We start from the raw sequence: 25656 nt of genomic DNA, 5'->3' as shown, positions 1-25656 counted from the left end.
CAACTGGATCGCACGCAAGGACAAGTCCCTCACCCAGGCTTTTGAAGCCTACGAGGCCGGCAACTTCGTCGAGGCCCGCACCAGGTTCGAGGAAGGCTGGAAGAAGCTCGGCTACGAGGAAGCGGCCATGATGCTGGGCCGCATCCACCTGCTGGGCCTGGGCACGCCGGCCAGCACACCCAAGGCCATTGAATGGCTGAAGGAGGTCGTCGACGCGCGCTACGACCCCGTCAAGGATCGTCTCCAGTTCGACCCCAAGAGGCCCGACAACATCAACACCCGCGTCGAGGCCTCGCTGCTGCTGGCGCGCATCTACCTCAGCGGCCAGGGCACCAAGCGCAACCCCGCCGAAGCCTACAAGTGGTGGAGCAAGGCACTGGACTACGGCTTCGAGCCCGCCGGCACGCTGCTGGCCCAGGCCAACCTCAGCGGCATCGGCACCGCGCCCGATGCCAAGCGTGCCCTGACCTATCTGCAGAACGCTGGCGAGGCCGGCCATGTGCCCGCCCTCTACATGCTGGGCCAGCTCTACCACCACCAGTTGCCCAAGCAGCCTGAAGGCGTGCCGCTGGACCTGAAGCGCGCCGGCGCCTACTACGTGGCTGCCACCAAGGCCGGCCACCTGGAGGCGACCTACGCCGCCGCACGCATGATGGACCTCGGCGAAGGCGCCCCTGCCGCGCCCGAGCGCGCCGTCGTGCTCTACAAGGACGCCGCGCTCAAGGGCCACGCCGATGCGCAGAACGCGCTGGCCACGTACTTCTACCGCGGGGAGGTTGTGGAGCAGAACTTCGCCACCGCGCGGCAGTTCTTCCAGGCTGCGGCGCAGCGCCGCCAGCCGGATGCGATGTTCAACCTCGCCGTCATGCTGGCCCAGGGCCAGGGTGGCGACAAGGACATGGCGGCGGCCTACGCCTGGTGCAGCCTGAGCAAGGGCCTGGGCAACGAGCAGGCCAGCGCCGCCCTGCCCGCTCTCGCGGCGAAGCTGAGCCCCGAAGAGAAAGCCCGCGCCGACGCGATGCTGAAGCCGGCGCCGAAGAAGTCTTGATCAGCCACCGGCCGCAGGCGCCGGGTACTGCACCTCGACGACCTCGATCTTCTCGACGCCCACCGGCGTCACGAGATTGAGTTCGTCCCCCACGCGCGCCTTCAGCAGCGTGCGCGCGATCGGCGAGACCCAGCTGACCTCGCCGGCCAGGCTGTCGGCCTCGTCGATGCCAATGATGCGGATCGTCTTCTCCTCGCCACGCGCGTTGGCATAGGTCACCGTCGCGCCAAAAAAGACCTGATCGCTGCCGTGATGGGCGCTGGGGTCGACCACCTCGGCGATGTCCAGGCGCTTGGTCAGGAAGCGCAGCCGGCGGTCGATCTCGCGCAGCCGCTTCTTGCCGTAGAGGTAGTCGCCGTTCTCCGACCGGTCGCCGTTCTTGGCTGCCCAGGAGACGATCTCGACGATCTTGGGCCGCTCGCCGTCCAGCAACTCCATGAACTCCGCGCGCAGCCGGGCATAGCCGGCCGGCGTCAGGTAGTTGCGGCTGCCGGCGGGCAACGCGGGCAGCGAAGGTCCGTCGCCGTCATCGTCTTCCGGCCCATCGCTTTCCTTGGTGAACGCCTTGCTCATGCGAGCATTGTCGCCATGGACTCTTCACCTCGCAGCGGGCCACTCGCCGGCCTGCACGTTATCGAAATGGCCGGCCTCGGCCCCTGCCCGCTGACCGGCATGCTGCTGGCCGACCATGGCGCCGACGTGCTCGTCATCGACCGCCCCGGCGGCCAAGTGATCGCCACCGGCACGGCGCTCGACCGTGGCAAGCGGCGCGTCTGCCTGGACCTGAAAACGTCCAAGGGTCTGGCCGAAGCGCGCCGGCTCATCGAGGGCGCCGATGCCCTCATCGAAGGCTTTCGCCCCGGCGTCATGGAACGCCTTGGGCTCGGGCCCGACAGCTTCACGGCCAGCCACCCACGCCTCGTCTACGGCCGCCTGACCGGCTGGGGCCAGACCGGCCCGCTGGCCCAGGCGGCGGGCCACGACATCAACTACGTCGCGCTGACCGGCGTGCTGTCCATCGCCAGCCGCACGGGCGTAGCACCCAGCCTGCCGGCCACGCTGGTGGGCGACATGGGCGGCGGCGCGATGTTGCTGGCCTTCGGCCTGATGGCGGCGCTATGGGAGGCGCAGCGCAGCGGGCGTGGGCAGGTCGTCGACGCGGCGATGGTCGATGGCGTGGGCCTGCTGTCCAGCCTGCTGCACTCGCTGCGCGCCGCCGACCGCTGGAGCGACGAGCCGGCGCAGAACTTCTTCCTGCACAGCTCGCCCTTCTATGACTGCTTTGAATGCGCCGATGGCCGCTTCGTGTCGCTGGGCGCGCTGGAACCGCAGTTCTACGCCGAGCTGCTGCAGCGCCTGGGCTTGCAGGACGTAGCCCCCGCCGCCCAGCACGACCACCGCCAATGGCCGGCGCTGCGCGAGCGCGTCGCCGGACGCATCCGCGAGAAGACGCGGGATGAATGGACAGCGTTGCTGGAAGGCAGCGACGTCTGCTTCGCGCCGGTGTTGACGCTGGCCGAGGCGCCGCTGCATCCGCAGGCACAGGCGCGGGGCAGCTTCGTGCAGAGCGACGACGGCCACTGGCAGCCGGCCAAGGCGCCACGCTTCTCCCGAAGCGGCTGAGGTTTTCGACCGCACAAGGAAAAACGCCCCGGAGCAAGCTCCGGGGCGTTTCCATTTCTTCTTGTTTTGGTGCGGCTGGCAGGATTCGAACCCACGACCCCTTGGTTCGTAGCCAAGTACTCTATCCAACTGAGCTACAGCCGCTGAAGCCTCACAGTATAGCCAGATTTCCAGGGACCCAGCAAGAGTTGGCCGATATTCTCGAAAATAGTTCTTGCCGGCCCGGCACCGCGCTCATGGCAGACGCGCCGCCGCCTCGAAGCAGCGCGCGCGGCGCTGCTCGTCGCCCTCCTGCTCGGCCATCGCCGCGAGTGCCAGCCAGCTGCGCCGGCGTGTGGCACTGGGCATGGCGGCGTCCTCGGCAACGGTGTCGAGCATCAGGCGGGCCTTGCCCCAGAGCTGACGCTCGGCCAGCGCATGGCCCAGCGCGTAGGCCAGCGCGCGTTCGCGCGGGAAACGGCTCTGGGCCGACTCCAGGCGCTGCAGCCAGTCCGGCCCGCAACCGGCCAGCACGGGCACCAGCGCGATGGCGAGTTCGGCGCGGTCGTCGGCATTGACGTCGCCCAGGTCGTCGAAGAAGGGGCGCAGCCAGCCGCGGCCGTCGTCCGGCGCGCCGAGCTGGCCGGCGCACTGGGCCGCGCGGGCGGCAACGAGGGGATCGCGACGGTCGGCCGGGTCGAGCTGGAGCCAGATGGTGCGCAGCTGGTCGACATCACGGGTGCCGTCCAGCGCCTCAAAGGCCAGCGAGCGCAGCAGGCCTTGCGCGGCAACCTTGGAAAAGGCCTGGTGCTTGGCGAGCAGGCGGGCCGTGCGCAGTGCGTCCAGCGGCTGGCGGGCCAGGCGCGAGGCCTGCAGGCGCAGGCGCAGCGCCTGGGTGCGGCGGGCGACGCCAGGCGGTAGCTCGCTGAGCACGGCCAGCGCGCGCGGGGCATCGCGGTCGTCCAGCGCCCATTCGGCGGCCAGCAGGCGGGCGCCGTCTTCATGCGCGCGCGTGCCGCCGCTGCGGCGGGCCAGCTCCAGCGCGCGGTTGAGCTGTTCGTCGCGGTGGCGGCGGTCCTGCAGGCGGTGGGCGCTGGCGGCGGCCAGCAGATGGGCCAGGGCCATGAAGGACTGGTCGGCCGCCAGCTCGGGCGTGGCGGACTGGATGCCGAGCGCCTTCTGCGCCGCCTTCTGCGCACGGCTGAAGCGGGCGCCGAAGAGTTCGACGAGCGCCTCGCGCAGCGCCAGCTGGGCGTTGCGCTCGCGCTGGGCCAGGCGCCACTCGCGGGCGCGCTTGGGCAGCGTCGTCAGCGCCTCGATGGCCTGGATGGCCGTCACCAGGGCGAAGCAGCTCGCCACGAGCAGCAGCAGGAAGAGGTTGAGCGAGATGTCCAGCCGCCAGCCGCCCCAGTAGAAGCTGGCGAGGCCGTCGTTGGAGCCCAGCGTCAGCGCCGCGACGACGGCCGCGACAAAGAGCAGGACCAGCCAGATGACGAGGCGCATCTTCAGCGCCCCGCTGCGGCAGCGGTCAAGGCAGCCAAGGTGTCATCGGGGCGCGGAACGCTGACCTGGCGCGACTGACCGGCGACCTGGCGAAGCAGCTCGGCCACGCTCGTCACCTTGCGCGAGCGCATGTCGAAGTAGCGGCTGAGCATCTCCTGGCTGTCGCGCAAGTCGGACTGGGCGGTGTCGAACTGGCGGCTCAGCAGGGCCAAGCGGGCGTTCAGCAGGCGCAGCTTGAGGTTCTCGCGCAGGAAGAAGCTCTGGTCGGGCGAGACCAGCGCGGCCTCCGGGTGGGCGATGCGGGTCACGCGCAGCAGCGTGCGGGCCTCGCCCCAGGCGACGCCGGTCCAGCTGGAGAGTTGCTGGGTGGCCTGCCACCACCACAGCGACAACCGGCCTTCGGCGGCGGCAGCGGCCTGCTCGCGCTGCAGCCTGAGCAGGCGCTCGCGGTCCTTGGCGGCGGCGTCGGCGCGGCGTTCCTCACGCGGGCTGACACCGGCCTCGCCGCCGGAGATCAGCGGCAGTTCGTCGGCCATGCGCACGACTTCGTCGAGCTTGATGGTCAGCGTGGACACGTCGACGACGGCCACCGACTTGACGCGGTCCAGGTCGCGCGCGACGGCGCGGCGCACGCCTTCCATGCGCGGCTGCTTGTAGCGCAGCAGGCGTTCGTCGGCCTGCTTGAGCGTGGCGACGAGGGGCTCAGCGCTGCCGGTGATTTGGGTCTGCTGCAACGCGACGCGGATGGCGGCCTCGATGTCGCCGATGACGTTCTCGTCACGCGAGCGGGACATGGACTGGATCAGCTCCTCCAACTGGCCGCGCTGCAGGGCCACCTCGGCCAGGCGGGCCTCCAGCAGCGAGACCTTGGCAGCCGTGTCACGCACCAGCTCGCCCGACTGCTTGGCGGCCAGGCGCGCCTCGGTGGCCTCGGCCTGGCTGGCTTCCTGGCGGCGCACCAGCTCCTGCTCCAGCGACTGCTGGCGCGACAGGCTCTGCCAGGCCAGCACGACGCACAACAGCACGGCGGCGCCCAGCAGCGCAAGCAGCCAAGGCAGCCAGGCCGGCAGATGGGGGGTGGGCGGGGGCGGCGGCGGGGCCGCGGGCTCGGCCGCGGGGACAACGGGAATCGGCTCGATCACAGTGCGGAGGATTCTGTCAGACGCCCTTCAGGGCTTGAGTCACCGCTTCAGGGTCCGGTCGCGCCAAAACCACAGGGGCAAAACCGGCAGCGCGAGCGGCATCGGCAATGCGCGGGTGGGTGGCGATGGCGCGCTGGCCGGCCAGTTGGCGGCCCTGCAGGTGGCCGACAGCCTCGGCACTGCTGAACAGCCAGACGTGATCCTGCGGGCGGGCCAGCACGTCGGCTAGCAACGCCTGCTCGGTTGGGCTGAAACGCGGGCCGGCGCGGTGATAGACGGTGACGGCCTCGACGCTGGCTCCGGCCTCTTCCAGGCGCTCGGCCAGCCACTCGCGGCCGCCGTCGCCGCGCAGCAGCAGCACGCAGGCGCCGGCCCAGTCGCGGCGGGGTGACAGCTCTTCCCACAGGTGCTCGGAGTCCAGGCTGACCGCGTCGGCAGCGGGCTGGACGATGAGGGCCGCAGGCACGCCATGCGCAGCCAGCGCCTGGGCGCTGCCGGGGCCGACGCAGGCAGCCAGTGTGTGGGCGGGCCAGCTGCCGTCTGCGTGGGCAAAGAAATGCTCGACGGCATTGGGGCTGACGAAGACGGCCAGGTCCACGGCGCTCAACCCGGCCCAGGCGGCGCGCACCGGGGCGGGGTCGCGGGGCGGCAGGATTTCGATCAGCGGCAGCGCCTGGGCAGCAACGCCCAACGCGGCCAGCCGCGCCAGCCAGGCCGCGCATTGCGGGCGCGGGCGGGTGACGATCAGCGTGGTCATGCGGGCAGGTAGGCGCCCGCACCCAGGTCGCGCAGACGCGCGGCGGCCTGCTGGCCGAGGCCACGTGCGGCCGCCACATCGCCCACCTCGGCAGCGACGCTGGTGCGCAGCAGCGGCGAGGTGTGCGCCTCGGCATGGCCCAGGGCTGCGTCCAGGCACAGCGTGGCGCCCTGCCAGCGCGCATGGGCCGCGAGCGGCAGGCTGCAGCTGCCGCCCAAGGCACGCGAAACGGCGCGCTCGGCCTCGCAGGCGAGCTGGGTCGGCGGGTGGGCCAGTTTGGCGAGGGCCTCCGCCAGCGCGACGTCGTCGGCACGGATCTCCAGGCCCAAAGCGCCCTGCCCTGCACAAGGCAGCATCTGGTCAATCTCGAATAGCGCACGCACGCGGTGGGCGAGGCCCAGGCGCTTGAGGCCGGCCGCGGCCAGCACGATGGCGTGATAACCGCCTTCGTCCAGCTTGCGCAGACGCGTGTCGAGGTTGCCACGCAAGGGCTCCACGCGCAGGTCCGGGCGCATGCTCAGCAGTTGGGTCACGCGGCGCAGGCTGGAGCTGCCGACGATGGCGCCCTGGGGAAGCTCGGCAACCGACGCGAAATCATTGGCGACGAAGGCGTCGCGCGGGTCCTCGCGCTCCAGCACGGCGGCCAGCAGGAAGCCCTCGGGCAGTTCCATCGGCACGTCCTTCAGCGAGTGCACGGCGAGCTGGGCGCGGCCTTCTGCGAGGGCCGCTTCCAGCTCCTTCACGAACAAGCCCTTGCCGCCGATCTTGGACAACGTGCGGTCGAGGATCTGGTCGCCGCGGGTCGTCATGCCCAGCAGCGTGGCCGTCAGGCCCAGTTCGTTGGCGAGGCGGGCCTGCACATGCTCGGCCTGCCACAGCGCCAAGCGGCTTTCCCGCGTGGCGATGGTGATGGAAGTCGTCATGGCCTCGATTATCGAGGCCGTGGGGTCACGTCTTCCGGGCCGAGCGCCGGGCCGCTCCCAAGCCGGCCCGACTGAGGCCACCTGCGGCTCAATGCCGCAGGTGGCCTCGTCCCCTCGGGGGACCGACCAGGCCCGCCCGCGTGCAGCGGCGCGAGACAGGGCGAGGGGCCTCAGGCCATGCGGCTCTTGAAGAAGGCGTTGATGGTCAGGCGGCCCATGCCGGTCTGGTAGCTGGCCTGGGCTGCGGGCCAGTTGATGTCGCCGGTATGGAAGATGCTGCCGCTGTAGAAGATGGCACGGTTCCACTTGGCCGGCACGCGGCCGATGACCTCGAAGTAGCGGTTGCTCTCGGTCATGTAGCCGGGCGCGATGCCGTACTTGTCGCTGAAGGCGCTGCCGTCCAGCGTGTTGGAGTCGCGCATGAACTGGCGTGTTTCGACGTCGGACATCAGCGAACGGAAGAACACGGTGCCGCCCAGTTGCTCGTCCTTGAACAGGTAATGCACGGATGCCGAGATCACCTCGCCCGGCCCGATGGCGGAGTCGTCGCGGTGGCAGATGCGCTGGCGCGGGTCCAGCGTCGCGGCATCCTGCGTGACACGCGAGAAGCGCCCGGACATGCCCAGCCCCGGACCGGCACCCAGTCGGGGGCGCAGGTGCTGGTCGAAATAGCCCCCCAGAGCGGCGGCCATGCCGTCCGGCAGTGCGAGCTGGGGGCCGGGATAGGGATGGCCCGCAGGCGCCTGGAACTGGTCGGCCTGGGCCTCGGCGAGCGCCACGAGGGCGTCGGGGTCTTGCGCGAAGTCGTCGACGACATAGACCGTCGCGCCGTTGGACAACTGCACCGTCTCCAGACGGGCGTTGGGGTTGATGCGCAGCTCGGGGCCGACGACGGGCTTGTTCGTGACCAGGTCGAGCTTGGGTGCGGGGCAAAAGCCGTCGATGAACTGCTGGTGCTTGGGCAGCTTCATCATCGTGCGCGCCACGTCCTTGCGGATGTCGCCGAGGAACTCCGCGAGGTTGCGGTTGTCCATGTTGCGCGTGATGGGGTGATGGCTGGCCGGCTGGATGCCCTGCCCCATCATGACCTGCACCCAGGAGTTCTCGGCGAACAGCTCGCCCTGGTTCAGCATGATGCGTGCGGTGTCCCGGAAATGCTGGATGCGGTGCTTGAGCAGCGGTGGCACCTCCATCTCGCGGCAGTCGCGCCAGAAGGTCGAGTCCGTGCGGTTGTTGACGTGGTAGTGCAGGATGATGAAGTCGCGCACGACCTCGATCGCCTCCTGCGTCTGCCGGTTGTACTCGTCGATATCGCTCTGGCGCACGCCGTCGGTCGGGAACAGCTCGATCAGCCGGGTCAGGCCCTTCTGGATCAGGTGGATGCTGGTGGATTCGATCGGCTCCAGGAAGCCGCTGGACAGGCCGATGGCGACGCAGTTCTTCTTCCAGACCTGCTCGCGCTGGCCCGGCGTGAACTTGATGACGCGCGGCTGGCGCAACACCTCGCCCTGCACGTTGGCGAGCAGCGCGGCCTTGGCTTCGTCGTCGCTGATGTGCTTGCTGCTGAACACGACGCCGTTGCCGACGCGGTGCTGCAGCGGGATGCGCCACTGCCAGCCCCAGGGGTGGGCGATGGCACGGGTGTAGGGCACCGGCTCGCCGACCAGCGTGGTCTGCACAGCAAGCGCGCTGTCGCAGGGCAGCCAGTGCGACCAGCTCTCGTAGGGCACGCCCAGCGTCTCGCCGATGAGCAACGCACGCATGCCGGTGCAGTCGATGAAGAAGTCGCCTTCGATCAGCGCGCCGCCGTCGAGCTGCAGGCCGGTGATGTCACCGCTGGCGGCGTCGGTGTGGACCTTGGCGATCTTGCCTTCGATGCGCTGCACGCCCAGCGCTTCGGAGAAGCGGCGCAGGTATTGGCCGTACAGCGTCGCGTCGAAGTGGTAGGCGTAGTTGATGCCGTTGTCGGGCAGCGTCGCGAAGCGGTTGTCCAGCCCGGCGCGCAGCTCCAGGCAGTAGTCGCCGTAGTCGCTCGCCAAGCCACGCTTGCGGCCTTCCAGCCAGAAATGGTGAAAGCCGGCCGTCCAGTGACCCTTGCCGGTCTTGCCGAAGGAGTGGAAGTAGTTCTCGCCGACGTTGCGCCAGTTCTCGAAGCTGATGCCAAGCTTGAACGTGGCCTGCGTGGCCTGGATGAACTCGCGCTCGTCCAGGTCCAGGATCTCGTGCAGGATGTGCAGCGTCGGGATCGTCGCCTCGCCAACGCCAACGGTGCCGATCTCCTCGGACTCGACGAGGCGGATGTCGTAGTGCTTGCCCAGGCATTTGGACAGGCCCGCGGCCACCATCCAGCCGGCGGTGCCGCCACCGGCGATGACGACGCGACGGATGGGTTTGTTCATGTCAGATTTCATGTTGACTGCACAGAAGGTGCTGAGGATTTGCGGGCCGAGCGCCGGGCCGCTCCCAAGCCGGCCCGCCATGGCGATGCTTGCGACTCAATGCCGCAAGCATCGCCGTCCCCGCGGGGGACCGGCCAAGGTACTCCTTGGACGAGGGGCTTCATGTCAGCGTTTGAGTCGGTTCTGCAGCATCGAGCGCAGCTGGCGGGCGCTGTTGTCGGTCATCGGCGCGAGGATGCCGCGCGCGGCGGGCGGGATGTGGGCCGCGGTCTGTTCATCGGCGTCGAAGACGTAGTGGTTGAACAGCGCGCGCCAGGTATCGCGCTGGGCCGGTGGCAGGTCGCGCAGTGATAGCAGGGCCATCAACAGCGTGTTGATCGGCTCGTCCATGAAGGCCGGGGTCTGCCGCCACCAGAAGTTGACGAGCGCACTGATGGGCTCCAGCGACTCCACGCCATGCCACCACTGGCTGGGGATGAAGAGCGCATCGCCTGGCAGCAACTCGAAGATTTGCGCATGCTCGAGCGCCTGCGCGTAACGCGGGAAACGGACGAGGTCGGGACGCGCGTGGTCAACGAGGCTGATCGGCTGGCCGGCGGGCGTCAGGTCCAATGGACCGATGTAGAGGTTGGCCACCTGCTCGGGCGGGAACAGCGTGAAGCGGCGCCGGCCCGCGACGACGCAGGCAAGGTTGTCCGGCAGGTCGAAATGCGTTGCCACCCGCATGCGATTGCCGAGCCACAGGCTGACGTGCGGTTGCAGGCCGGCGAGGACGGGCAGGTCGTTGTGCTGGCGCAGGCCGGGGAAACAGTGGTCGACCGCCGTGGAGCCGAGGTAAAGGGCGTCGGGCGTTTGGGCCAGTAGTTCGTCCAGCAGCGCGCCAAACGTGTGGATCTCGTGCTGGAAGTTGAAGCCGCTGAACTCGTCGTTGTAGAAGAAGCGCCCACCGATCTCCGGCGCACCGCGCCAGAGGGCCAGGCGCGTATCGGCGCCGAAGCCGCGCAGGTAGTCGCAGAAGGCCGCGTCGGAGCGCTGCGCCGCCTGCACCAGCGGCCAGTGCTGTACCAGACCACGCAGCAGCACGGGTTGGCTGGACTGGAGCACGTCGGCGGGGATCGCCTGCGCACTCACGTCACTGCGCTCGAGCATGGTCTCAGGCCTCGCGGGCCAGGTGGCGCTTGATGAGCTTGGTGAAGTTGGACAGCGACGCGATGGCCATGTAGATAGGCTGCAGGTAGTCAGCCTGGTGCAACAGGCCCACGGTGCTGGCGTCCAGCGCGGCCAGGCGCTCCTCGTGAATCATGTAGTAGCCCACCAGCTGACCACGAGTGCCGTCAGGGCGCTCGACGTCCAGCACGAAGGACTCCAGCAAGTCATGCTTCATCAGCGTCTGGATGAAGTCGGTCGTGGCCGCCAAGCCCTCGTGCAGCGTGTGCAGCACGGAGTTGGCGTTCTCGGTGAAGTCGGTCGTACTGCCCTGCGGCAGGAACACGGCCTCGCCCTCGGCGCCCAGGCTGACGCGCTTGCTGTCCATGTCGACCATCATGCGCAACTCGTCATCGGCGATGCCGATGGAGAACGGCAGGCGCTGTACGGACAGCGGCAGATAGTCGGCGTCCCAGCCCTGTTCGCTCAGGAACAGGTTCTGCCCCGCCTGCAGGCCGAACAGCGCCGCCGGCACGAAGCCGCCCTTGTCATCGGCCTGGAAGACGATGGGGTAGTGCGCCTGGAGCTTGCGGAACTCGTCCACCGTGACGGGCGCCGACATGATGTCGTCCCCCCACTTTGCGCCACGCTGGGTGATGACGCGCAGGTCCTTGTGCTGGATGTTGTTGAGCAGTTGCAGCATGGGGTTTCTTCAGTGGGTCAGGCGGCCGGCGGCATGCCGTGCGCGCGGATGTGTTGGATGAGATCGCGGTGACGGGGCAAGCCGCCCAGCAACCGTCGGGTGATTGTCGTCACGTCCTTCAGGCCGGACTGGGCCGCGGCCAGCCTGTCGGCACGCAGCGCACGCGCCTCGGGCTCGAACTGCATGCCGTAGAGGACGTATTGGTAGCTCGCCGAGGGGAAGACCTCCTCGACGCGGTAGAAGTCGTTACGCGACGGCGCGCGGTGGCGCCAGAGCTGCAGCAGCTCGCGCAGCGAGTCCGGCTGTGTGGCCGGCGAGCGGTGTTCTCGCCAGTAGTCGGTGTCATCGCGGCGGCTCAGCACGTAGTGCAGCTTCAGGAAATCGATGATGCGCGACCAGCGGTAGGCGAAAGCCTCGTTGAAGCGCTTCGCCACCAGTGCCATGTCGGCGCGGTCGGCCGGCATCTCATCGCGGATGAAGGCGGCCGACAGTTCGACCAGCGCCAGCGCAGAGGCCTCGAGCGGCTCGATGAAGCCGGCCGACAGCCCGACGGCGACGCAGTTGTGGTGCCAAAACTGCTCGCGGTAGCCCGGGCTGAAGCGCAGCCGGCGCGGCACTGCGTCGCCGAGCGACAGCCCGTTGCGCTGCAGATGGCCCAGCAGCGCGCGTTCGGCGGCGTCGTCGTCCGTATGGCTGCTGCAAAACACCAGGCCGATGCCGCGCCGCGTGGGCAGGCCGATGTCCCAGGTCCAGCCCTCGGCATGCGCGGTGGAGACGGTCGCGGAGGCCAGCGGGGCCTGCGCATCGGCATGCGGTACCTGCACGGCCAGCGCACTGTCGTTGAAGAGCACGCCCTTCTCGGAGCGCAGGCCGACGCCATAATGCTGGCCCAGCAGCAGGCTGGCCAGGCCCGAGCAGTCGATGAAGAGGTCGCCCTCGATGTCGCCATGCCCACGGGTCGTCAGGGCCGCGATGTCGCCGTTCTCGTGCGAGCGCACGGCGGTGAAATGGTCCACGACATGGCGCACGCCGAGCTTCGCCGTCGTGTGCCGCTGCAGCAGGTGGCCGAGCTTGACGGCATCAAAGTGGTAGCCGTAATTCATGGCGCCGCCGAAGTCGGGCGTCGTCGTCTGCTTGGGTGCCAGGTGCGCGTTGCACAGATGCGGCTGCGCGCCGACGCTCTCGGCAAAGCCTTGTTCGCGGCCGCCCTGCAGCCAGGCGCCGGCCAGATCGACCTCGCCGAACTGGTGCGGCAGCGTGAACGGGTGGTAGTAGCGGTCGCCCGCGCCGCCATGCAGCCAGCCGTCGAAGCAGGACCCCTGCTTGAAGGACGCATCGCATTCGCGGATCAGGTCGACCTCACTCAGGCCGACGCGATGAAGCGTGGCCCGCATCGTCGGCCAAGTGCCTTCGCCCACACCGATGGAGGGCACGTCGGGAGATTCGATCAGCGTGATCTGCAGCGCGTCGGGGCCATCACCGCCCAACTCTGCCGCCAGAGTCGCAGCCGTCAGCCAACCGGCCGAACCTCCCCCCAGCACCACGATACGTCGAACGGCTGTCGTCACCTCGGAACTCATCTTGGAAAGTATGGCCGCACGGGTGCCGGGCACGCCGCAAAGGCCGAGGAATTCTGCAAAGAAATTTGGCCGAGGTGGGCGTTGCGCGCCCGCCTCGGCCAATGTGGTCGCCCGGTGAACGGCCCCAAGGGGCAGTTACCGAGCGGCGGTGCTCATCGCTCAGAAGCGATAGCGAGCACCGATCAGGTAGCGGCGGCCCGTCTGGATGGCGGAGATGATCTCGTTCTTGCTGCGGCCGTGAGTGCGGATGTAGCCATCGTTCAAGTTCAGCAAGTCGGCCTGCAGGGTCAGGTTCTTGCCAATCTTGTAGCCAATCCCCACGTCAACCTGACCATAGGCCTCGGTGTACCGCGGGTTGTTGCCGTTGTCGTTACCCAAGAGGAACGAATCGCGCCAGTTGTAGGCGCCGCGAATCGACCACACATCGTTCTCGAAGAAGCCCACGAGGTTGGCGGAATCGCTGACACCCACCAGAGGCGACTGCACATCGGTGCTTGACGCGTCGTTGCGGTACTTCAGGCCACTGCGGACCTTGGTGAAGTTGCCCGAGACGCCGAAGCCAGTGTTGCTGAACATGTGCTGGAAGTTGAACTCCAGGCCCTTGATGTTGTCGCCACCGGCATTGGACGGCGTCGTGATGTCGAAGATCAGCGGCTGGGTGCCCTTGACCGTTCCCTCGATGTTGCCCTTCAGGAAGTTCGGGTCGCTACTGTCAGTGATCACAACACCAGGCTGAGCATTAGGCGGAGTACCGTAGTTATTGAAGATGTAGTTACGCAGCAGCTTGGGAGCGTCAGCAGGAATACCCGACGCCCGGGCGGCGTTGAAGTAGTCGCCGCTTGCGGGCTGGTTCAGGCCGGCGAAGGTTTGCTCAACCGTCTTCGTGGTGAAGAAGTCGGTCACCTTCTTGTAGAAGGCGCCCGCTGCCACATACGACGACTTGGCGTAGTAGTACTCGGCGGACAGGTCCAAGTTCTTGGACTTCAGCGGCTTCAGTGCCGGGTCACCGGTCGAACCGGCGCCGTGGATGTTGTAGCGGCCCGAGTTCGCGTTCAGAGCGACACCGCCCAGCATGCTGCCGAAGTCCGGGCGACCGATGTTCACGCCGTAGCTCGCACGCACCTTGATGTCGGACGTCAGTTCGGCATCCCAGTCGATGCTGGGCAGCCAATAGCTGTACTTGCCGTCCTTGGTACCGAAGGTCGTGGTTGCGCCATTGAGCCTCACCTCGTTTTCGGCGTACCAGGTGGTGCCGCTGTAGGAGGTGACTTGTGACGAGGACGTGATCTTCGTCTGCTCATAGCGCAGCCCCACCGACAGATTCATCGGGATCGCTGTGTCAAAGGCGTGGTCCCACTGACCGAAGGCCGCGGTCGACTTCTCGGTGGTGCGCCAATCGTTGCCGTTGGTGAAGTCGGTATACGGCTTGAAGTAGGCGTCTGCCTCTGCCGCGCTCAGCCCGCCAGTGCCCGCAAGCGACGTCGGACGATAGGTCTGCGCGTTCTTGACGGCCTGCGCACGCAGTTGGTCGAAGTTCGGCACGAAGAACGTCGGGAACTGGCGCGAGTCGCTGCTGCCGGGAATGCGGCCGTAGAAGCTGGCGATGTTGTACTGGGCCACGTTCATGTCTTGGAACGAGCCTTGCGGGCCGATGCCCCCCCAGTCGCCGTGGAAGTTGTTCGAGCCGGCCGAGCGGTTCTTCAGCTTGGTGAAACCAAGACCCGCCAGCAGCTTGTCGTCGGCGCTCAGCTTGTAGGTGCCGCTGGCCTGGAACTGGTCGACGTCCTGGTACGAAATGTTGTTCGTGAACTGCGAGCCCGTGACGGTGGTCTTTTTGGAGTCGTACTTCAGGCCCGGCGACTGCATGACCGGAAACTGCTGGTCGTAGTACATCGTCGTGTTGCCCTGGTTAAAGAGCGCCAGGTCGATGACGTTGGTGTCGCCATAGGGGCTGTCCGGATTCGTCCGGGACGTCGACTTATGAGCGTCGAAATCAATGTTCAGCTTCTCACTGACCTTCCATGCAGCATTGAAACCGGTGGAGTTCAGCTTGGTCTTGACTGCCTGCTGGGCAACGTACATCGCGAAGTCGTGCGTGCCGTCCCACGTGGCCGTCTGGATGATCGGGTCGTAGACCTTGCTGGTCGCGACGAACGTCGTGGGCGGCTGGCCATTCAACGGGCCCGAGAACGAGGGGCCGAACCAGGAGGAGTTCTCAACGGCGTTCTGCTTGGTCGCGTTGATGGCAATCGTGTGGTCCAGCGTGAACTTCAGGTCCTTCGTCGGGGCGAACTGCAGAACGGCCTGACCGTTCCAGCGCTCGCGCTCCAGATCGGTCACGCGGTAACGCACGTCATTCGTGTGCGTGACGTAGTTGCCGACGCCGGGAAAATTGACCAGGTTGCCGGCCGGAACGCCGTCATACGCCGTGTCCTTGGCAGGGTTTCCGGCCGCGGTCGAGGTGGGCTGCGTCTGCCAGCCGTTGCCCGTGAACGCGTTGTTGGAGCCCGAGTTGCGCTTGGAGTAGTTGCCGCTGATCGAGATGCCGATCGTGCGGTCCCCGAAGGTCGTGCTGTAAATGCCGGAGATTTCTGGCGTGACCTTCGAGCCCGCAATCTCGCCCGGCAGGCGGCTGATCGACTGGTCATAGTTGGCCTTGATGCCGATGCTGGCGATGGTTTCGCGCACATCCAGCGGGCGGGCCGTCTTGACGTTGATGGTGGCGCCGATGCCGCCCGTCGGGGACGAGGCACGCGCGGTCTTGTACACCTCCAGAGCAGCAACTGAGTCGGAGGACAGGTTGGCAAAGTCGAAGGCGCGGCCGGCACCGTTGGAGGTCGGCATCTGCCGGCCGTTCAGCAGCACCATGTTGAATTGCGGGCCCACGCCGCGAACGGTGACTTGCGAGCCTTCACCGCTCATGTTCCGATCGATGGACACGCCAGCGATACGCTGCATCGACTCGGCGAGGTTGGTGTCAGGGAACTTGCCGATGTCTTCCGCCACGATGCCGTCGACGAAGCCGGTGGCCTGACGCTTCAGGTTCAGCGTCGATTCCAGGGACTTTCGAATACCCGTGATGACGACGGTTTCAAGCTGGTTGGTCTCGGAGGCAGCAGCCTGCTGGGCTTGGGCAGCGCCAGCCATCAGCGCGAGCGTGGAAGCCCATGCGACAGGGTGGAGCCGTGCACGCGAAGCTTGCCGGCGGGATTTGGAAATCTGGGGGTGTTTCATTTGTCTCCTTGCTTTGCTTTGGCCCAAGGCTGAGCCGATTGACGACGTCATGTGTGGCCAGTTGGTATCAAGATTTGTTAGCGTTAACAAACAACCTCGGAAGTAGCTGCCACTTCAAGCGCGTGACGCACTGTATTTTTTTGACCCACCCTGTTCTGCTGGGGTTTACGCGGGTTGGCACGATGGTTTCGCGCAATACGCAACACCCTCTGGCGAGCTCAACTTAAGGTGTAACCGGCCCGAATTTGTGCACGGTTTCACACAATGAGCATAAACATGGTAGCGATCTCATGCACTTTCGCGCAGATCGAACACAAATGTTCCGGCCTGAAATAGACAACGCTGTCAACGATAGTTGATTCTGTTGGGCCTTGCAATCGGGTTTGTCTGACGTGGCCGGGAATGGCGAAAACGCAACGACCCCAGGGCAATCACCAAGGCGACACCGGCCCGGCTATTTTTGGCGGCCCGCAGGGCGCACTGTCGGCAGCGGCCCACCTTCCGGATACCGGGTAACTACCTGGCACCCCTAGAGCGCAACTCCGCCCATCACACCAAGTCAAGCCTATACCCCACGCCATAGACGGAGGCGATGCAATCCTGCGGCGGATCCAGCGCCATCAGCTTGCGGCGGATGTTCTTCACATGGCTGTCGACGACGCGGTCGGACACGTCGCGGAAGTCCTCATGAATGAGGTCCAGCAACTGGGCACGCTCGAAAACCCGGCCCGGGTGCTGTAGCAGTTGGCGCAGCAGGCGGAACTCGACCGGTGTCAGCGACAGGGCCTGCTCCTGCCAGAGGATGCGCTGCCCCGCCTCGTCGACCGCGAAGCCGCCAGCAACGGGGACCAGCGTCACCGGCGCGAGCCGGCCCTGGGCGCGGCGCAGCAGCGCCTTCACGCGGGCGATCAGCTCCCGGGGACTGAAGGGTTTGCAGACATAGTCGTCCGCGCCCAGCTCCAGGCCCAGCAGCCGGTCCAGCTCCTCGACCCGGGCGCTGTTGATCAGGATGGGCACGTCGCTGAAGGCGCGCACGGCGCGGCAGACCTCCAGACCGTCCAGGCCCGGCAGCATGACGTCCAGCAGCACGGCCGCCGGCATGGGCCCGGCGCGAAGCCGCTCCAGCGCCTGCCGGCCGTCGGCCAGCCATTCGCTACGAAAGCCCGCCGCGTGCAGGTAGTCGCACACCAGCGCCGCCAGCTTGGGTTCGTCCTCGACGACGAGGATGAGTTCGCTCATGAAGCGCCTCCCGTATTGGGCTTCAGCGGCAACGTCAGCACGACGGCCAGGCCGCCCAGCGACGAGGGCTCGGCACGCAGCCGCCCGCCGTGCTCCTGGGCGATGGCCTTGGCGATGGCCAGGCCCAGGCCGGAGCCGCCGAAGGCACGGCTGCGCGAGGGGTCGGCGCGGTAGAGCGGGTCGAAGAGGCGCTCCAGGTCGCCCTCGGGCACGCCGGGCGGCGTGTCGTCCAGGCGGATCTCGATGGCCCCGCCCAGCGAGCGTGCCGTCACCTGCACCAGGCCTGGCGCCTCGGTGTAGCGCAGGCTGTTCTCCAGCAGATTGGCCAGCAACTGGGAGATGCGCACCGCGTCCCACTGCGCGGCGGGCAGCACCTGGGGCAGCGGCGCCTCGATGACCAGGCCCAGCGCTTTCGCTCGCGGCGCGACACGCGCGACGGCGGCCTGCAGCAGCGCGGCCGGCGCGACCGGCTCAAACTCGCAGGGCAGCGAGCGGAGCTCGGACGTGGCCAGCAGATGGAAGTCCTCGACCAGGCGGGACAGCCGCTTGATCTCCTCCTGCAGCGACGCCAGCGCCGCGCCGTCCAGCGGGCGAATGCCGTCCACCAGCGCCTCGACCTCGCCGCGCAGCACGGCCAGCGGCGTGCGCAACTCGTGCGACAGCTCGGCAATCCAGCGCTGCCGGCTCGTCTCCAGCAGTGACAAGGCACCGGCCATCGCATTGATGTCGCCGTGCAGCGCGGCGATCTCGCTCGCGCCTCCCGTGCGTGGCGCGGGCAGGCGCACGTCGAACTCGCCGGCGGCGATGCGCCGTGCAGCCACCTGCGCTTCCGCCAGCGGTCGCGCCCAGCGCACGGCGACGAAGCGGGCCAGGATCAAGGCGATGAGGAGCACGCCACCGGCGACCCCCGCGAGGCCCACGTACTGCCGGCTCAGGAAGCTCGCGTCCACGCCCTCGGCCGGCCCGGCGCGCTCGGCCAGGCGCAGCACGGCCACCGTCTGGCCGTTGAGCTTGACGGCGCGGGTCTGGCCCGGCCGGTCCAGCGTCTCGCGGCGGCCGGCCAGCGGCGTCATGCCGTCGGCCGCCAGCACGACGACGCGCGGGCCGAAGTTGGATGGGTCACGCCGTGGCGGGGGCGGGTCGCGGCGGGCTTCGGGCGGTGGTGGCTGATCTTCAGGGCCCCGCTCGTGGCGAGGCGGTGGTTCGTCAGGCCGGCCTTCGGGTGGGCCTCCGGGGGGGCCGTCCTGCGGCCCGCCGCGCGCGGCGACGACGCGGGCCGCCTCCAGCCAGGTCCGCAGCACGGGCCGCCAGTCCTGCGGCAGGCGGCCGCGCTGGGCCAGGTCCCGCTCGGCGGCGTCCATCAGCCGCGACAGATGCTCGCCATCCTGGGCCTGCAGATAGTCGGAGAAGCCGGCGCGCAGGTTCCAGACGACCAGGCCGGCCACGGCGGCCACGGCGGCCAGCGCGGTGGCGATGAGGAGCAGGGATAGTTGGTGGACAAGACGCATGCGCGCATCTTGCCGGCCAACTGTGGAGGCGACCTCCACAGTTTCTCCATCCTCATCCCACCGTTGGCCGCAATCCTCGCGGCGCTACAACGAGGAGACCGCCATGACCGTTCGCGCCTGCATTGCTGCTATGTGGCTGCCCTGTCTGCTGGTTGCTTGCGGCGGCGGTGGCGCAGGAGGCCCAACAACTGGCACGACCGTCGCGACCATGTCAGTGCCGGCCACGGCGCCAGCCGCCCCGCCCACGCTGGCCCAGGTCGGCGACCGCCTGTTCGACGAGACCTCGCTGTCCGCCAGCGGCAGGCTGGCTTGCGCCAGCTGCCACGTCGAAGCGCGCGGCCACGCCGATGCGCCGGGCGGCTTCCTACCCCTCGGCGGCGTGGACGGCACACGCCAGGGCCTGCGCAGTTCGCCCAGCGCCCGCTACCTTGACCAGGCCGGCGCCTTCGCCTTCGACGCCCAGGGCCGCCCGCATGGCGGCCTGTTCTGGGACGGCCGCGCCAGCAGCCGCGCCGAGCAGGCACGCGGCCCGCTGTTCAACCCGGACGAAATGGCCAACACCGATGTCGCGGCGCTGGCCACCCGGCTGCGCGCCCTGCCCTACGCGGCCGACCTGCGCACGGCGGCCAGCCTGCCCGCAGCCGCCACCGACCAGCAATTCGTCGACGCCGCCGTCACGGCGCTGGCCCGCTACCAGGACGAGGACGCCAAGTTCCACCCCTTCACGAGCAAGTTCGACGCCGTGCAGGACGGCCGCGCCGCCTTCACCGTGCAGGAGCAGCGCGGCCTGAACCTGTTCAACGACCCGCAGCGCGGCAACTGCGCCAGCTGCCACGACAGCCGCCCCGCGCCGGGCAGCACGCGCGCCCTCTTCACCAATTTCAGCTATCACGCGCTGGGTGTGCCCCGCAACGCCAGCCAGGCCACGCGCGACATCAGCTTCTTCGACCTCGGCCTGTGCGCCCGTGCCGACCTGGCCGGTCGCGCTGACCTGTGTGGCCTGTTCCGCACACCGTCGCTGCGCAACGTCGCCCTCACCGCGCCGTACTTCCACAACGCGAGCTTCGCCACGCTCGAAGACGCCGTCGCCTTCTACGCCACGCGCGACCTCGACCCCGGCCGCTGGTACCCCGTCGTGGCCGGCCGCGCCCAGGTTTACAACGACTTGCCGGCCGTCCACCGCGCCAATGTGGAGCAAGGCGCACCGTTCCGGCGCGCCGGCCAGCCGCCAGCACTCACACCGCAGGACGTGGCCGATGTCTTGGCTTTTCTGAACACGTTGACCGACGGTTTTGCGCCGGCGCCACCCGGGCCTTGAAGGCGCAATAACGCGACGACAAGAGAGCCCGTTTTCGGGAAGAAACTGCTAGAGTCACATTTAGGTAACTTCGTTACCTTTTGAATATCACTTCTTCCTCGGACGACCCGCCATGCCCTCACGAGCCGCTGCTGCCCGCCCTGAATTCGACAAGAAGGCCGACAAGGACGAACCGCTGGTCGCCGACATCCGGCTGCTCGGTCGCATCCTTGGCGACGTCATCCGCGAGCAGGAGGGCCGCGAGGCCTACGAGCTGGTCGAGCGCATCCGCCAGCTGGCGGTGGCCTACCGCCACAAGCACGACAAGGAAGCCGGCAAGCGCTTCGACAAGCTGCTCAAGAGCCTGTCGGCTGACCAGGCCGTCAGCGTCATCCGCGCCTTCAGCTACTTCTCGCACCTGGCCAACATCGCCGAGGACCGCCACCACATCCGCCGCCGCGACGTGCACGAGCGCGCCGGCAGCCTGCAGCCCGGCTCGCTGGCCTACTGCCTGGAGCATCTGCACGAGGCCGGCATCCGCCCGACCGAGATCGGCGAAGTGCTGCAGCGCGGCTACATCTCGCCGGTGCTGACGGCCCACCCGACCGAAGTGCAGCGCAAGAGCATCCTGGACGCCGAGCGCGCCGTCGCCGGCCTGCTTGAGGTGCGCGACCGCGCCCGAAGTGCTGGCAGCGAACGCGAGCTGCGCGACACCGAAGCGCTGCTGCGCGCCCGCATCACCCAGCTCTGGCAGACGCGCATGCTGCGCTACTCCAAGCTGACGGTCTCGGACGAGATCGAGAACGCGCTGTCCTACTACCAGTCCACCTTCCTGCGCCAGATCCCCAAGCTCTATGCCGAGCTGGAGGAGCACCTGCCGGGCCAGACGCTGCCCAGTTTCCTGCGCATGGGCCACTGGATAGGCGGCGACCGCGACGGCAACCCCAACGTGGGCGCCGCGACGCTGAAGCGCGCCATGCAGCGCCAGGGCGAGGTGGCGCTGCGCCACTACCTGACCGAGCTGCACGAGCTGGGCGCCGAGCTGTCCATCTCGCTGCGCCTGACCGGCGTGTCCGCGGAGATGCAGGCCCTGGCCGAGCGCAGCCCTGACCAGAACGCCCACCGCATGGACGAGCCCTACCGTCGTGCGCTGACCGGCATGTACGCCCGCCTGGCCGCCACGCTGCACACGCTGACCGGCACCGAGGCGCTGCGCCACGCCGTTGCGCCGCAGAACGCCTACGCCTCGCCCGACGACCTGCTGGCCGACCTGCGCGTCATCGAAGCCTCGCTGAAAAGCCACCATGCCGAGGCACTGATCGCGCCGCGCCTCAGCCCGCTGATCCGCGCCGTGCAGGTGTTCGGCTTTCACCTCGCCACGCTGGACCTGCGCCAGAGCAGCGACCAGCACGAGCTGGTGCTGGCCGAGCTGCTGACCGTCGCCCGCATCGAGAGCGACTACTCGGCACTGGACGAGGCCGCCAAGCGCGAGCTGCTGCTCAAGCTGCTCAACGACGCCCGCCCGCTGCGCGTCATCGGCGCCAGCTACACCGACAAGGCCAAGTTCGAACTCGCCACCTTCGAGGCCGCCCGCGAGGCCCTGGCCAGCTTCGGCCGCGAGGCGCTGCGCCACTACATCATTTCGCACACCGAGTCGGTGAGCGACCTGCTGGAAGTGGCCCTGCTGCTGAAGGAGACCGGCCTGCTGCGCGGCGTGCTGTCCGAGTACGCGGTCAGCGACCTCATCATCGTGCCGCTGTTCGAGACCATCGGCGACCTGCGCGTCGCGCCGGACATCATGCGCGAGTTCTACGCCCTGCCCGGCGTGCGCGGCCTGGTGGACCGCTCGGGCGGCGAGCAGGACATCATGCTGGGCTACTCCGACAGCAACAAGGATGGCGGCATGTTCACGTCGTCCTGGGAGCTGTACCGCGCCGAGATCGCGCTGGTTGAACTGTTCGACCAGCTCAAGCGCGTCGGCCCCATCACGCTGCGCCTCTTCCACGGCCGTGGCGGCACGGTCGGCCGTGGCGGCGGCCCGAGCTACCAGGCCATCCTGGCCCAGCCCCCGGGCACCGTGAACGGCCAGATCCGCCTGACCGAGCAGGGCGAAGTCATCGCCTCCAAATACGCCCACCCGGAGATCGGCCGACGCAACCTGGAGACGCTGGTGGCCGCCACGCTGGAGGCCACGCTGCTGCACCCGACGCAAAGCGCGCCCAAGGGCTTCCTGCAGGCCGCGCAGGCGCTGTCCGACGCCAGCTTTGAGGCCTACCGCAAGCTGGTCTATGGCACGCCCGGCTTTGCCGACTACTTCTTTGCTTCCACGCCCATCCGCGAGATCGCCGAGCTCAACATCGGCTCGCGCCCGGCCTCGCGCAAGGCCACGCGCGCCATCGAAGACCTGCGCGCCATCCCCTGGGGCTTCTCCTGGGGCCAGGCCCGCGTGGCGCTGCCGGGTTGGTGCGGCTTTGGCTCGGGCGTTGAGGCCTTCCTCGGCGAGGAACCGGCCCAGCGCGCCAAGAACCTGGTCCTGCTCAAGCGCATGCTCAAGGGCTGGCCGTTCTTCCGCGCCGTGCTGTCCAACCTCGACATGGTGCTGGCCAAGACCGACCTGGCGCTGGCGGAGCGCTACGTCGAGCTGGTGGAAGACAAGAAGCTGGGCAAGCGCATCTTCGCGGCCATCCGCGAGGAGTTCGACCGCACGCGCGCCGCGCTCAGCCTCATCACCGGCGACGACAAGCGCCTGGCGGCCAACCCGTCGCTGGCGCGCTCCATCGAGCACCGCTTCCCCTACATCGACCCGCTCAACCACCTGCAGGTCGAGCTGATGCGCCGCTACCGCCACATCTCGGCGGACGACCCGGCCATGGAGCGCGTGCAGCGCGGCATCCACCTGTCCATCAACGGGATTGCGGCGGGGCTGCGCAACACGGGTTGAACGGCATAGCCCGTTCGCGGTAGCAATACGCGCCGCGGGCGGGCAAAGCCTGCCCCCGCCTGATGCCGGCGAGGCTAGAGTGCCGGGATGGAGTTCAGGTTCAAGTGGCGCTTTGAGTACAGCCTGCTGATGATGCTGCTGCTCAGCGTGGTGGCGGTACGGTTCTCCGACGCCCTGCTGCAGCAGGTGCGGGTCATCACACCCGACGGGCCCGTCCTCATCGAGCCGATGTCCGACGTCAAGAACAACGGCGGCAACAGCGAAACCCGTCGCGGGCCCGGCAAAGGCTTCGAGCTGCTGTGCACGTTGCATGAGCGCTTCCGCTACCCCTTCTGCGGCATCGCGCTGCGCTTCGATCCCCAGCTCGTCAAGGGCGTGGACCTCAGCGAGGTGCGCCGCATGCGCCTGTGGCTGGACTACGAAGGCCCGGCCAACACCTTCAAGGTGCAGCTGCGCAACGCCAGCCCGGCCTACGGCATTCCGCAGACCCAGGAAGAGGGCGCCAAGTACAACCACATCGAGATCAGCACCGCGTCACTGCAGGGCGGCATGGTGGAGATGGACCTGCGCAACTTCGTCGTCGCCAACTGGTGGATGCAGCAGTTCCACATCGCGCCGCATCTCGGCCGGCCGCAGTTCGACAACATCGTCACCCTCGAAATCACGACCGGCACCGAAGCCCCGCTGGGCAACTACCGCTTCGTGCTGAAGAAGGTCGAGTACGACGTGCAGTACCTGTCCACCGAGCGCTGGTACCTCATCATCATGAGCATCTGGGCGGCGCTGGCCCTGCTCTATCTGTTCATGCGCCTGGTACGGCTGCAGAGCGTCGTGCGCCAACAGCGCCAGGAGTCCCAGGAGCTGCTGGAGATCAACCGAGCGCTGGACGTGCGCAGCCAGGAACTCGTGCAGATGGCCACGACCGATGCGCTGACCGGCGCCTTCAACCGCAAGGGCCTCGAAGACGTGCTGCAGCAGGCCCTGGCCGACTGGCGCAAACATCAGCACCCGCTGGGCCTGGTGCTGATCGACATCGACCACTTCAAGGCTGTCAACGACACCCACGGCCACCAGGCCGGCGACCGCGTGCTGGCCGGCCTGGCGGAACTGGTCCGCCAGCATGTGCGCGGCCAGGACCTGCTGGGCCGCTGGGGTGGCGAGGAGTTCCTGCTCGTCTGCCGCGACAGCCACCTGCCGCAGGCCCTGGCCATCGCCGAGAAGCTGCGCGCCCTGGTAGCCGGACATCGCTTCCCGGGCGACCTGCGCATCACCGCCAGCTTCGGCGTGGCGGCGATGGACAGCGAACGGCCGCTGGACCAGGTCTTCGCCGCCGCCGATGCGGCCCTCTACCGCGCCAAGGCGGATGGCCGCAACTGCGTGGTTGCAGAGAAAGCCAGCTAGTTAGCGCAGCAGTTCCAGCGTCTCGCCCGCGACGCGCACCCGATCACCCACGCGCAGGCTCGGCGCCTCCGCATAGACCACGCTGCGCTGCTGGCCGTCGTTCATGCGCACCACCACCTCGTACTGCGTGCGCTGGTTGTGGCGCCGCTGGATCTCACGGCCCAGCAGCGCGCCGCCCACGGCGCCCACCACACGCGCCGCAGTGCGGCCATCGCCCTTGCCGATCTGGTTGCCCACCACAGCGCCGAGCACACCGCCGGCCACAGTGCCCAGCACCTTGCCATCGCCGTCCACGACAACCTCGTTCACCGCCTGCACCGTCGCGCAGTCCAGGCAGCTGTCATAGCCGGCGCGGCGCGCGCGCAGATCCACGTTGGCATAGGCATTGGCCACGCTGGACTGGGCCGTGCGGTTGCCCAGGCGCAGCTGCGCGACCAGCGGTTGTTGCGTCTCCACCCAGGCGCCCTGCGGCAGCACATAGGTGCCCGCGTACTCGCCCGGGCGCACCTCCTCCAGCACGACGTTGCGCGCCTGGCTGCCCTGCAGCTGCACCGACGCCTGGCCGCCCGGCGTGCCGCGCAGCGTGTAGCGCAGCGCCTCGGCACGCCCACGGCCCGGCTCGCGTACGACGCTCACGGACTGGATCTCCGGCAGCGCCGCCGCGCCCGGCACCGGCCAGCCGGACTGCAGGGCCTCGCCCAGCATCGCCGTCGCCACGCGGTTGCCCTGGCGCAGGTTGGCGTGGACGCGCGACTCCTGACCGATGCGGTCCGAACGGCCCACGACATAGCTGCCCTGGTAGCGCCCCGCCGTCGTTTCATCCAGCCGCACCTGGCGCCGGCTGCCGTCGATCTGCAGCAGCACCGCCGCGCCCGGCGTGCCCCACACCGTGAAGTTCAGTTCCGCGCCCGGCTCCAGCCGGTCCACCTGCTCCACGTCGAAGCCGGTCACACGCAGCGTCGTCGCCTGCGCAGCGCGCTGGGGCGTTGCCGCTTGGGTCGGGACGGGTGAGCCGACCAACAGCGCACAGGCGAGTGCGGCGACGGAAAGTTGCATGGCGTGCTTCATGGCGCGCTCCTGAGTTATGAGGGAACCCCAGACTAGGCGCGGGGGCTGCGGTGCCGATATCGGTGCAAGGCCAGCACTGCGGTAGGTGGCGGCCTACAGTGTGGGAAGCAATCCCTCCGGAATCCCTCATGTCCTTCACGCCCACGCCCGCAGCCGACCCAGTGG

General features: G+C 68.3%; 18 protein-coding genes and 1 tRNA gene. 5 read left to right on the top strand and 14 right to left on the bottom strand.

The window, feature by feature from the left end; translation table 11 throughout:
* A partial coding sequence (locus tag ACXRVZ_RS24565) for a tetratricopeptide repeat protein (protein ID WP_458232934.1) occupies positions 1–1048 on the top strand: 1048 nt, incomplete at its 5' end.
* Here ACXRVZ_RS24565 and greB read toward each other — a convergent pair.
* A complete protein-coding gene (greB, locus tag ACXRVZ_RS24560; protein ID WP_457423423.1) occupies positions 1049–1621 on the bottom strand; it encodes a transcription elongation factor GreB in 573 nt (190 codons plus the stop codon). It lies immediately after the preceding gene.
* 15 nt (positions 1622–1636) lie between these two features.
* Between greB and ACXRVZ_RS24555 the strand changes: the two genes are divergently transcribed.
* Positions 1637–2671 (top strand): CaiB/BaiF CoA transferase family protein, encoded by a 1035-nt coding sequence (locus ACXRVZ_RS24555; RefSeq protein WP_457423421.1) that lies wholly within the window; start codon positions 1637–1639, stop codon positions 2669–2671.
* Positions 2672–2738: 67 nt separating this feature from the next.
* On the opposite strand, the gene ACXRVZ_RS24550 is transcribed toward ACXRVZ_RS24555, so the two are convergent.
* The 12 genes from ACXRVZ_RS24550 to ACXRVZ_RS24495 all read right to left on the bottom strand — a co-directional run bounded on the left by ACXRVZ_RS24550 (position 2739) and on the right by ACXRVZ_RS24495 (position 18784).
* Positions 2739–2815, bottom strand: a tRNA-Arg gene (locus tag ACXRVZ_RS24550).
* 90 nt (positions 2816–2905) lie between these two features.
* Positions 2906–4153 (bottom strand): heme biosynthesis HemY N-terminal domain-containing protein, encoded by a 1248-nt coding sequence (locus tag ACXRVZ_RS24545; RefSeq protein WP_457423419.1) that lies wholly within the window; start codon positions 4151–4153, stop codon positions 2906–2908.
* Positions 4154–4155: 2 nt separating this feature from the next.
* The gene (locus ACXRVZ_RS24540) at positions 4156–5295 is read right to left on the bottom strand and encodes a uroporphyrinogen-III C-methyltransferase (RefSeq protein WP_457423417.1); all 1140 of its coding nucleotides are present in this window, start codon (positions 5293–5295) and stop codon (positions 4156–4158) included.
* 16 nt (positions 5296–5311) lie between these two features.
* Complete coding sequence (locus tag ACXRVZ_RS24535; protein WP_457423415.1) at positions 5312–6052, bottom strand: uroporphyrinogen-III synthase; 741 nt, start codon at positions 6050–6052, stop codon at positions 5312–5314.
* On the bottom strand, positions 6049–6975 hold the full coding sequence (gene hemC / locus ACXRVZ_RS24530) for a hydroxymethylbilane synthase (protein ID WP_457423413.1): 927 nt from the start codon (positions 6973–6975) through the stop codon (positions 6049–6051). The genes ACXRVZ_RS24535 and hemC overlap by 4 nt, the downstream gene beginning before the upstream one ends.
* A 170-nt stretch (positions 6976–7145) precedes the next feature.
* A complete protein-coding gene (locus tag ACXRVZ_RS24525; RefSeq protein ID WP_457423411.1) occupies positions 7146–9374 on the bottom strand; it encodes a DUF6445 family protein in 2229 nt (742 codons plus the stop codon).
* A gap of 165 nt (positions 9375–9539) precedes the next feature.
* Complete coding sequence (locus ACXRVZ_RS24520) at positions 9540–10523, bottom strand: cupin-like domain-containing protein (protein ID WP_457423409.1); 984 nt, start codon at positions 10521–10523, stop codon at positions 9540–9542.
* Between the two features lie 4 nt (positions 10524–10527).
* Positions 10528–11223, bottom strand: coding sequence for a SapC family protein (locus tag ACXRVZ_RS24515; protein WP_457423407.1), 696 nt, complete (start codon positions 11221–11223; stop codon positions 10528–10530).
* Between the two features lie 17 nt (positions 11224–11240).
* Positions 11241–12791: a tryptophan halogenase family protein gene (locus ACXRVZ_RS24510; protein WP_458232933.1), complete on the bottom strand. Its 1551-nt coding sequence runs from the start codon at positions 12789–12791 to the stop codon at positions 11241–11243.
* Positions 12792–12962: 171 nt separating this feature from the next.
* Positions 12963–16127 (bottom strand): TonB-dependent receptor, encoded by a 3165-nt coding sequence (locus ACXRVZ_RS24505; protein WP_458232932.1) that lies wholly within the window; start codon positions 16125–16127, stop codon positions 12963–12965.
* A gap of 459 nt (positions 16128–16586) precedes the next feature.
* Positions 16587–17276, bottom strand: a complete 690-nt coding sequence (locus tag ACXRVZ_RS24500; protein ID WP_457423401.1) for a response regulator — start codon at positions 17274–17276, stop codon at positions 16587–16589.
* Complete coding sequence (locus ACXRVZ_RS24495; protein ID WP_457423399.1) at positions 17273–18784, bottom strand: ATP-binding protein; 1512 nt, start codon at positions 18782–18784, stop codon at positions 17273–17275. The genes ACXRVZ_RS24500 and ACXRVZ_RS24495 overlap by 4 nt, the downstream gene beginning before the upstream one ends.
* A gap of 208 nt (positions 18785–18992) precedes the next feature.
* Here ACXRVZ_RS24495 and ACXRVZ_RS24490 point away from each other — a divergent pair, with 208 nt between their 5' ends.
* The 3 genes from ACXRVZ_RS24490 (at position 18993) to ACXRVZ_RS24480 (ending at position 24423) form a co-directional block, all read left to right on the top strand.
* Complete coding sequence (locus tag ACXRVZ_RS24490) at positions 18993–20102, top strand: cytochrome-c peroxidase (RefSeq protein ID WP_457423397.1); 1110 nt, start codon at positions 18993–18995, stop codon at positions 20100–20102.
* 112 nt (positions 20103–20214) lie between these two features.
* Complete coding sequence (ppc, locus tag ACXRVZ_RS24485; protein ID WP_457423395.1) at positions 20215–23022, top strand: phosphoenolpyruvate carboxylase; 2808 nt, start codon at positions 20215–20217, stop codon at positions 23020–23022.
* Positions 23023–23109: 87 nt separating this feature from the next.
* The gene (locus ACXRVZ_RS24480; protein ID WP_457423393.1) at positions 23110–24423 is read left to right on the top strand and encodes a GGDEF domain-containing protein; all 1314 of its coding nucleotides are present in this window, start codon (positions 23110–23112) and stop codon (positions 24421–24423) included.
* Here ACXRVZ_RS24480 and ACXRVZ_RS24475 read toward each other — a convergent pair whose 3' ends face one another.
* A complete protein-coding gene (locus ACXRVZ_RS24475; protein ID WP_457423391.1) occupies positions 24424–25491 on the bottom strand; it encodes a glycine zipper 2TM domain-containing protein in 1068 nt (355 codons plus the stop codon).
* Between the last annotated feature and the right edge of the window lie 165 nt (positions 25492–25656).

It is taken from the genome of Roseateles sp. P5_E8, assembly GCF_054177665.1.
Note: the sequence above shows the minus strand (reverse complement) of the source record. Positions and strands in the feature narration are given on the sequence as shown.

Coding starts and splice junctions, on each gene's coding strand:
- greB (WP_457423423.1), bottom strand. CDS start 1,621: ATGAGCAAGGCGTTCACCAAGGAAAGCGATGGGCCGGAAGACGATGAC.
- ACXRVZ_RS24555 (WP_457423421.1), top strand. CDS start 1,637: ATGGACTCTTCACCTCGCAGCGGGCCACTCGCCGGCCTGCACGTTATC.
- ACXRVZ_RS24545 (WP_457423419.1), bottom strand. CDS start 4,153: ATGCGCCTCGTCATCTGGCTGGTCCTGCTCTTTGTCGCGGCCGTCGTC.
- ACXRVZ_RS24535 (WP_457423415.1), bottom strand. CDS start 6,052: ATGACCACGCTGATCGTCACCCGCCCGCGCCCGCAATGCGCGGCCTGG.
- hemC (WP_457423413.1), bottom strand. CDS start 6,975: ATGACGACTTCCATCACCATCGCCACGCGGGAAAGCCGCTTGGCGCTG.
- ACXRVZ_RS24525 (WP_457423411.1), bottom strand. CDS start 9,374: ATGAACAAACCCATCCGTCGCGTCGTCATCGCCGGTGGCGGCACCGCC.
- ACXRVZ_RS24520 (WP_457423409.1), bottom strand. CDS start 10,523: ATGCTCGAGCGCAGTGACGTGAGTGCGCAGGCGATCCCCGCCGACGTG.
- ACXRVZ_RS24515 (WP_457423407.1), bottom strand. CDS start 11,223: ATGCTGCAACTGCTCAACAACATCCAGCACAAGGACCTGCGCGTCATC.
- ACXRVZ_RS24500 (WP_457423401.1), bottom strand. CDS start 17,276: ATGAGCGAACTCATCCTCGTCGTCGAGGACGAACCCAAGCTGGCGGCG.
- ACXRVZ_RS24495 (WP_457423399.1), bottom strand. CDS start 18,784: ATGCGTCTTGTCCACCAACTATCCCTGCTCCTCATCGCCACCGCGCTG.
- ACXRVZ_RS24490 (WP_457423397.1), top strand. CDS start 18,993: ATGTCAGTGCCGGCCACGGCGCCAGCCGCCCCGCCCACGCTGGCCCAG.
- ppc (WP_457423395.1), top strand. CDS start 20,215: ATGCCCTCACGAGCCGCTGCTGCCCGCCCTGAATTCGACAAGAAGGCC.
- ACXRVZ_RS24480 (WP_457423393.1), top strand. CDS start 23,110: ATGGAGTTCAGGTTCAAGTGGCGCTTTGAGTACAGCCTGCTGATGATG.
- ACXRVZ_RS24475 (WP_457423391.1), bottom strand. CDS start 25,491: ATGAAGCACGCCATGCAACTTTCCGTCGCCGCACTCGCCTGTGCGCTG.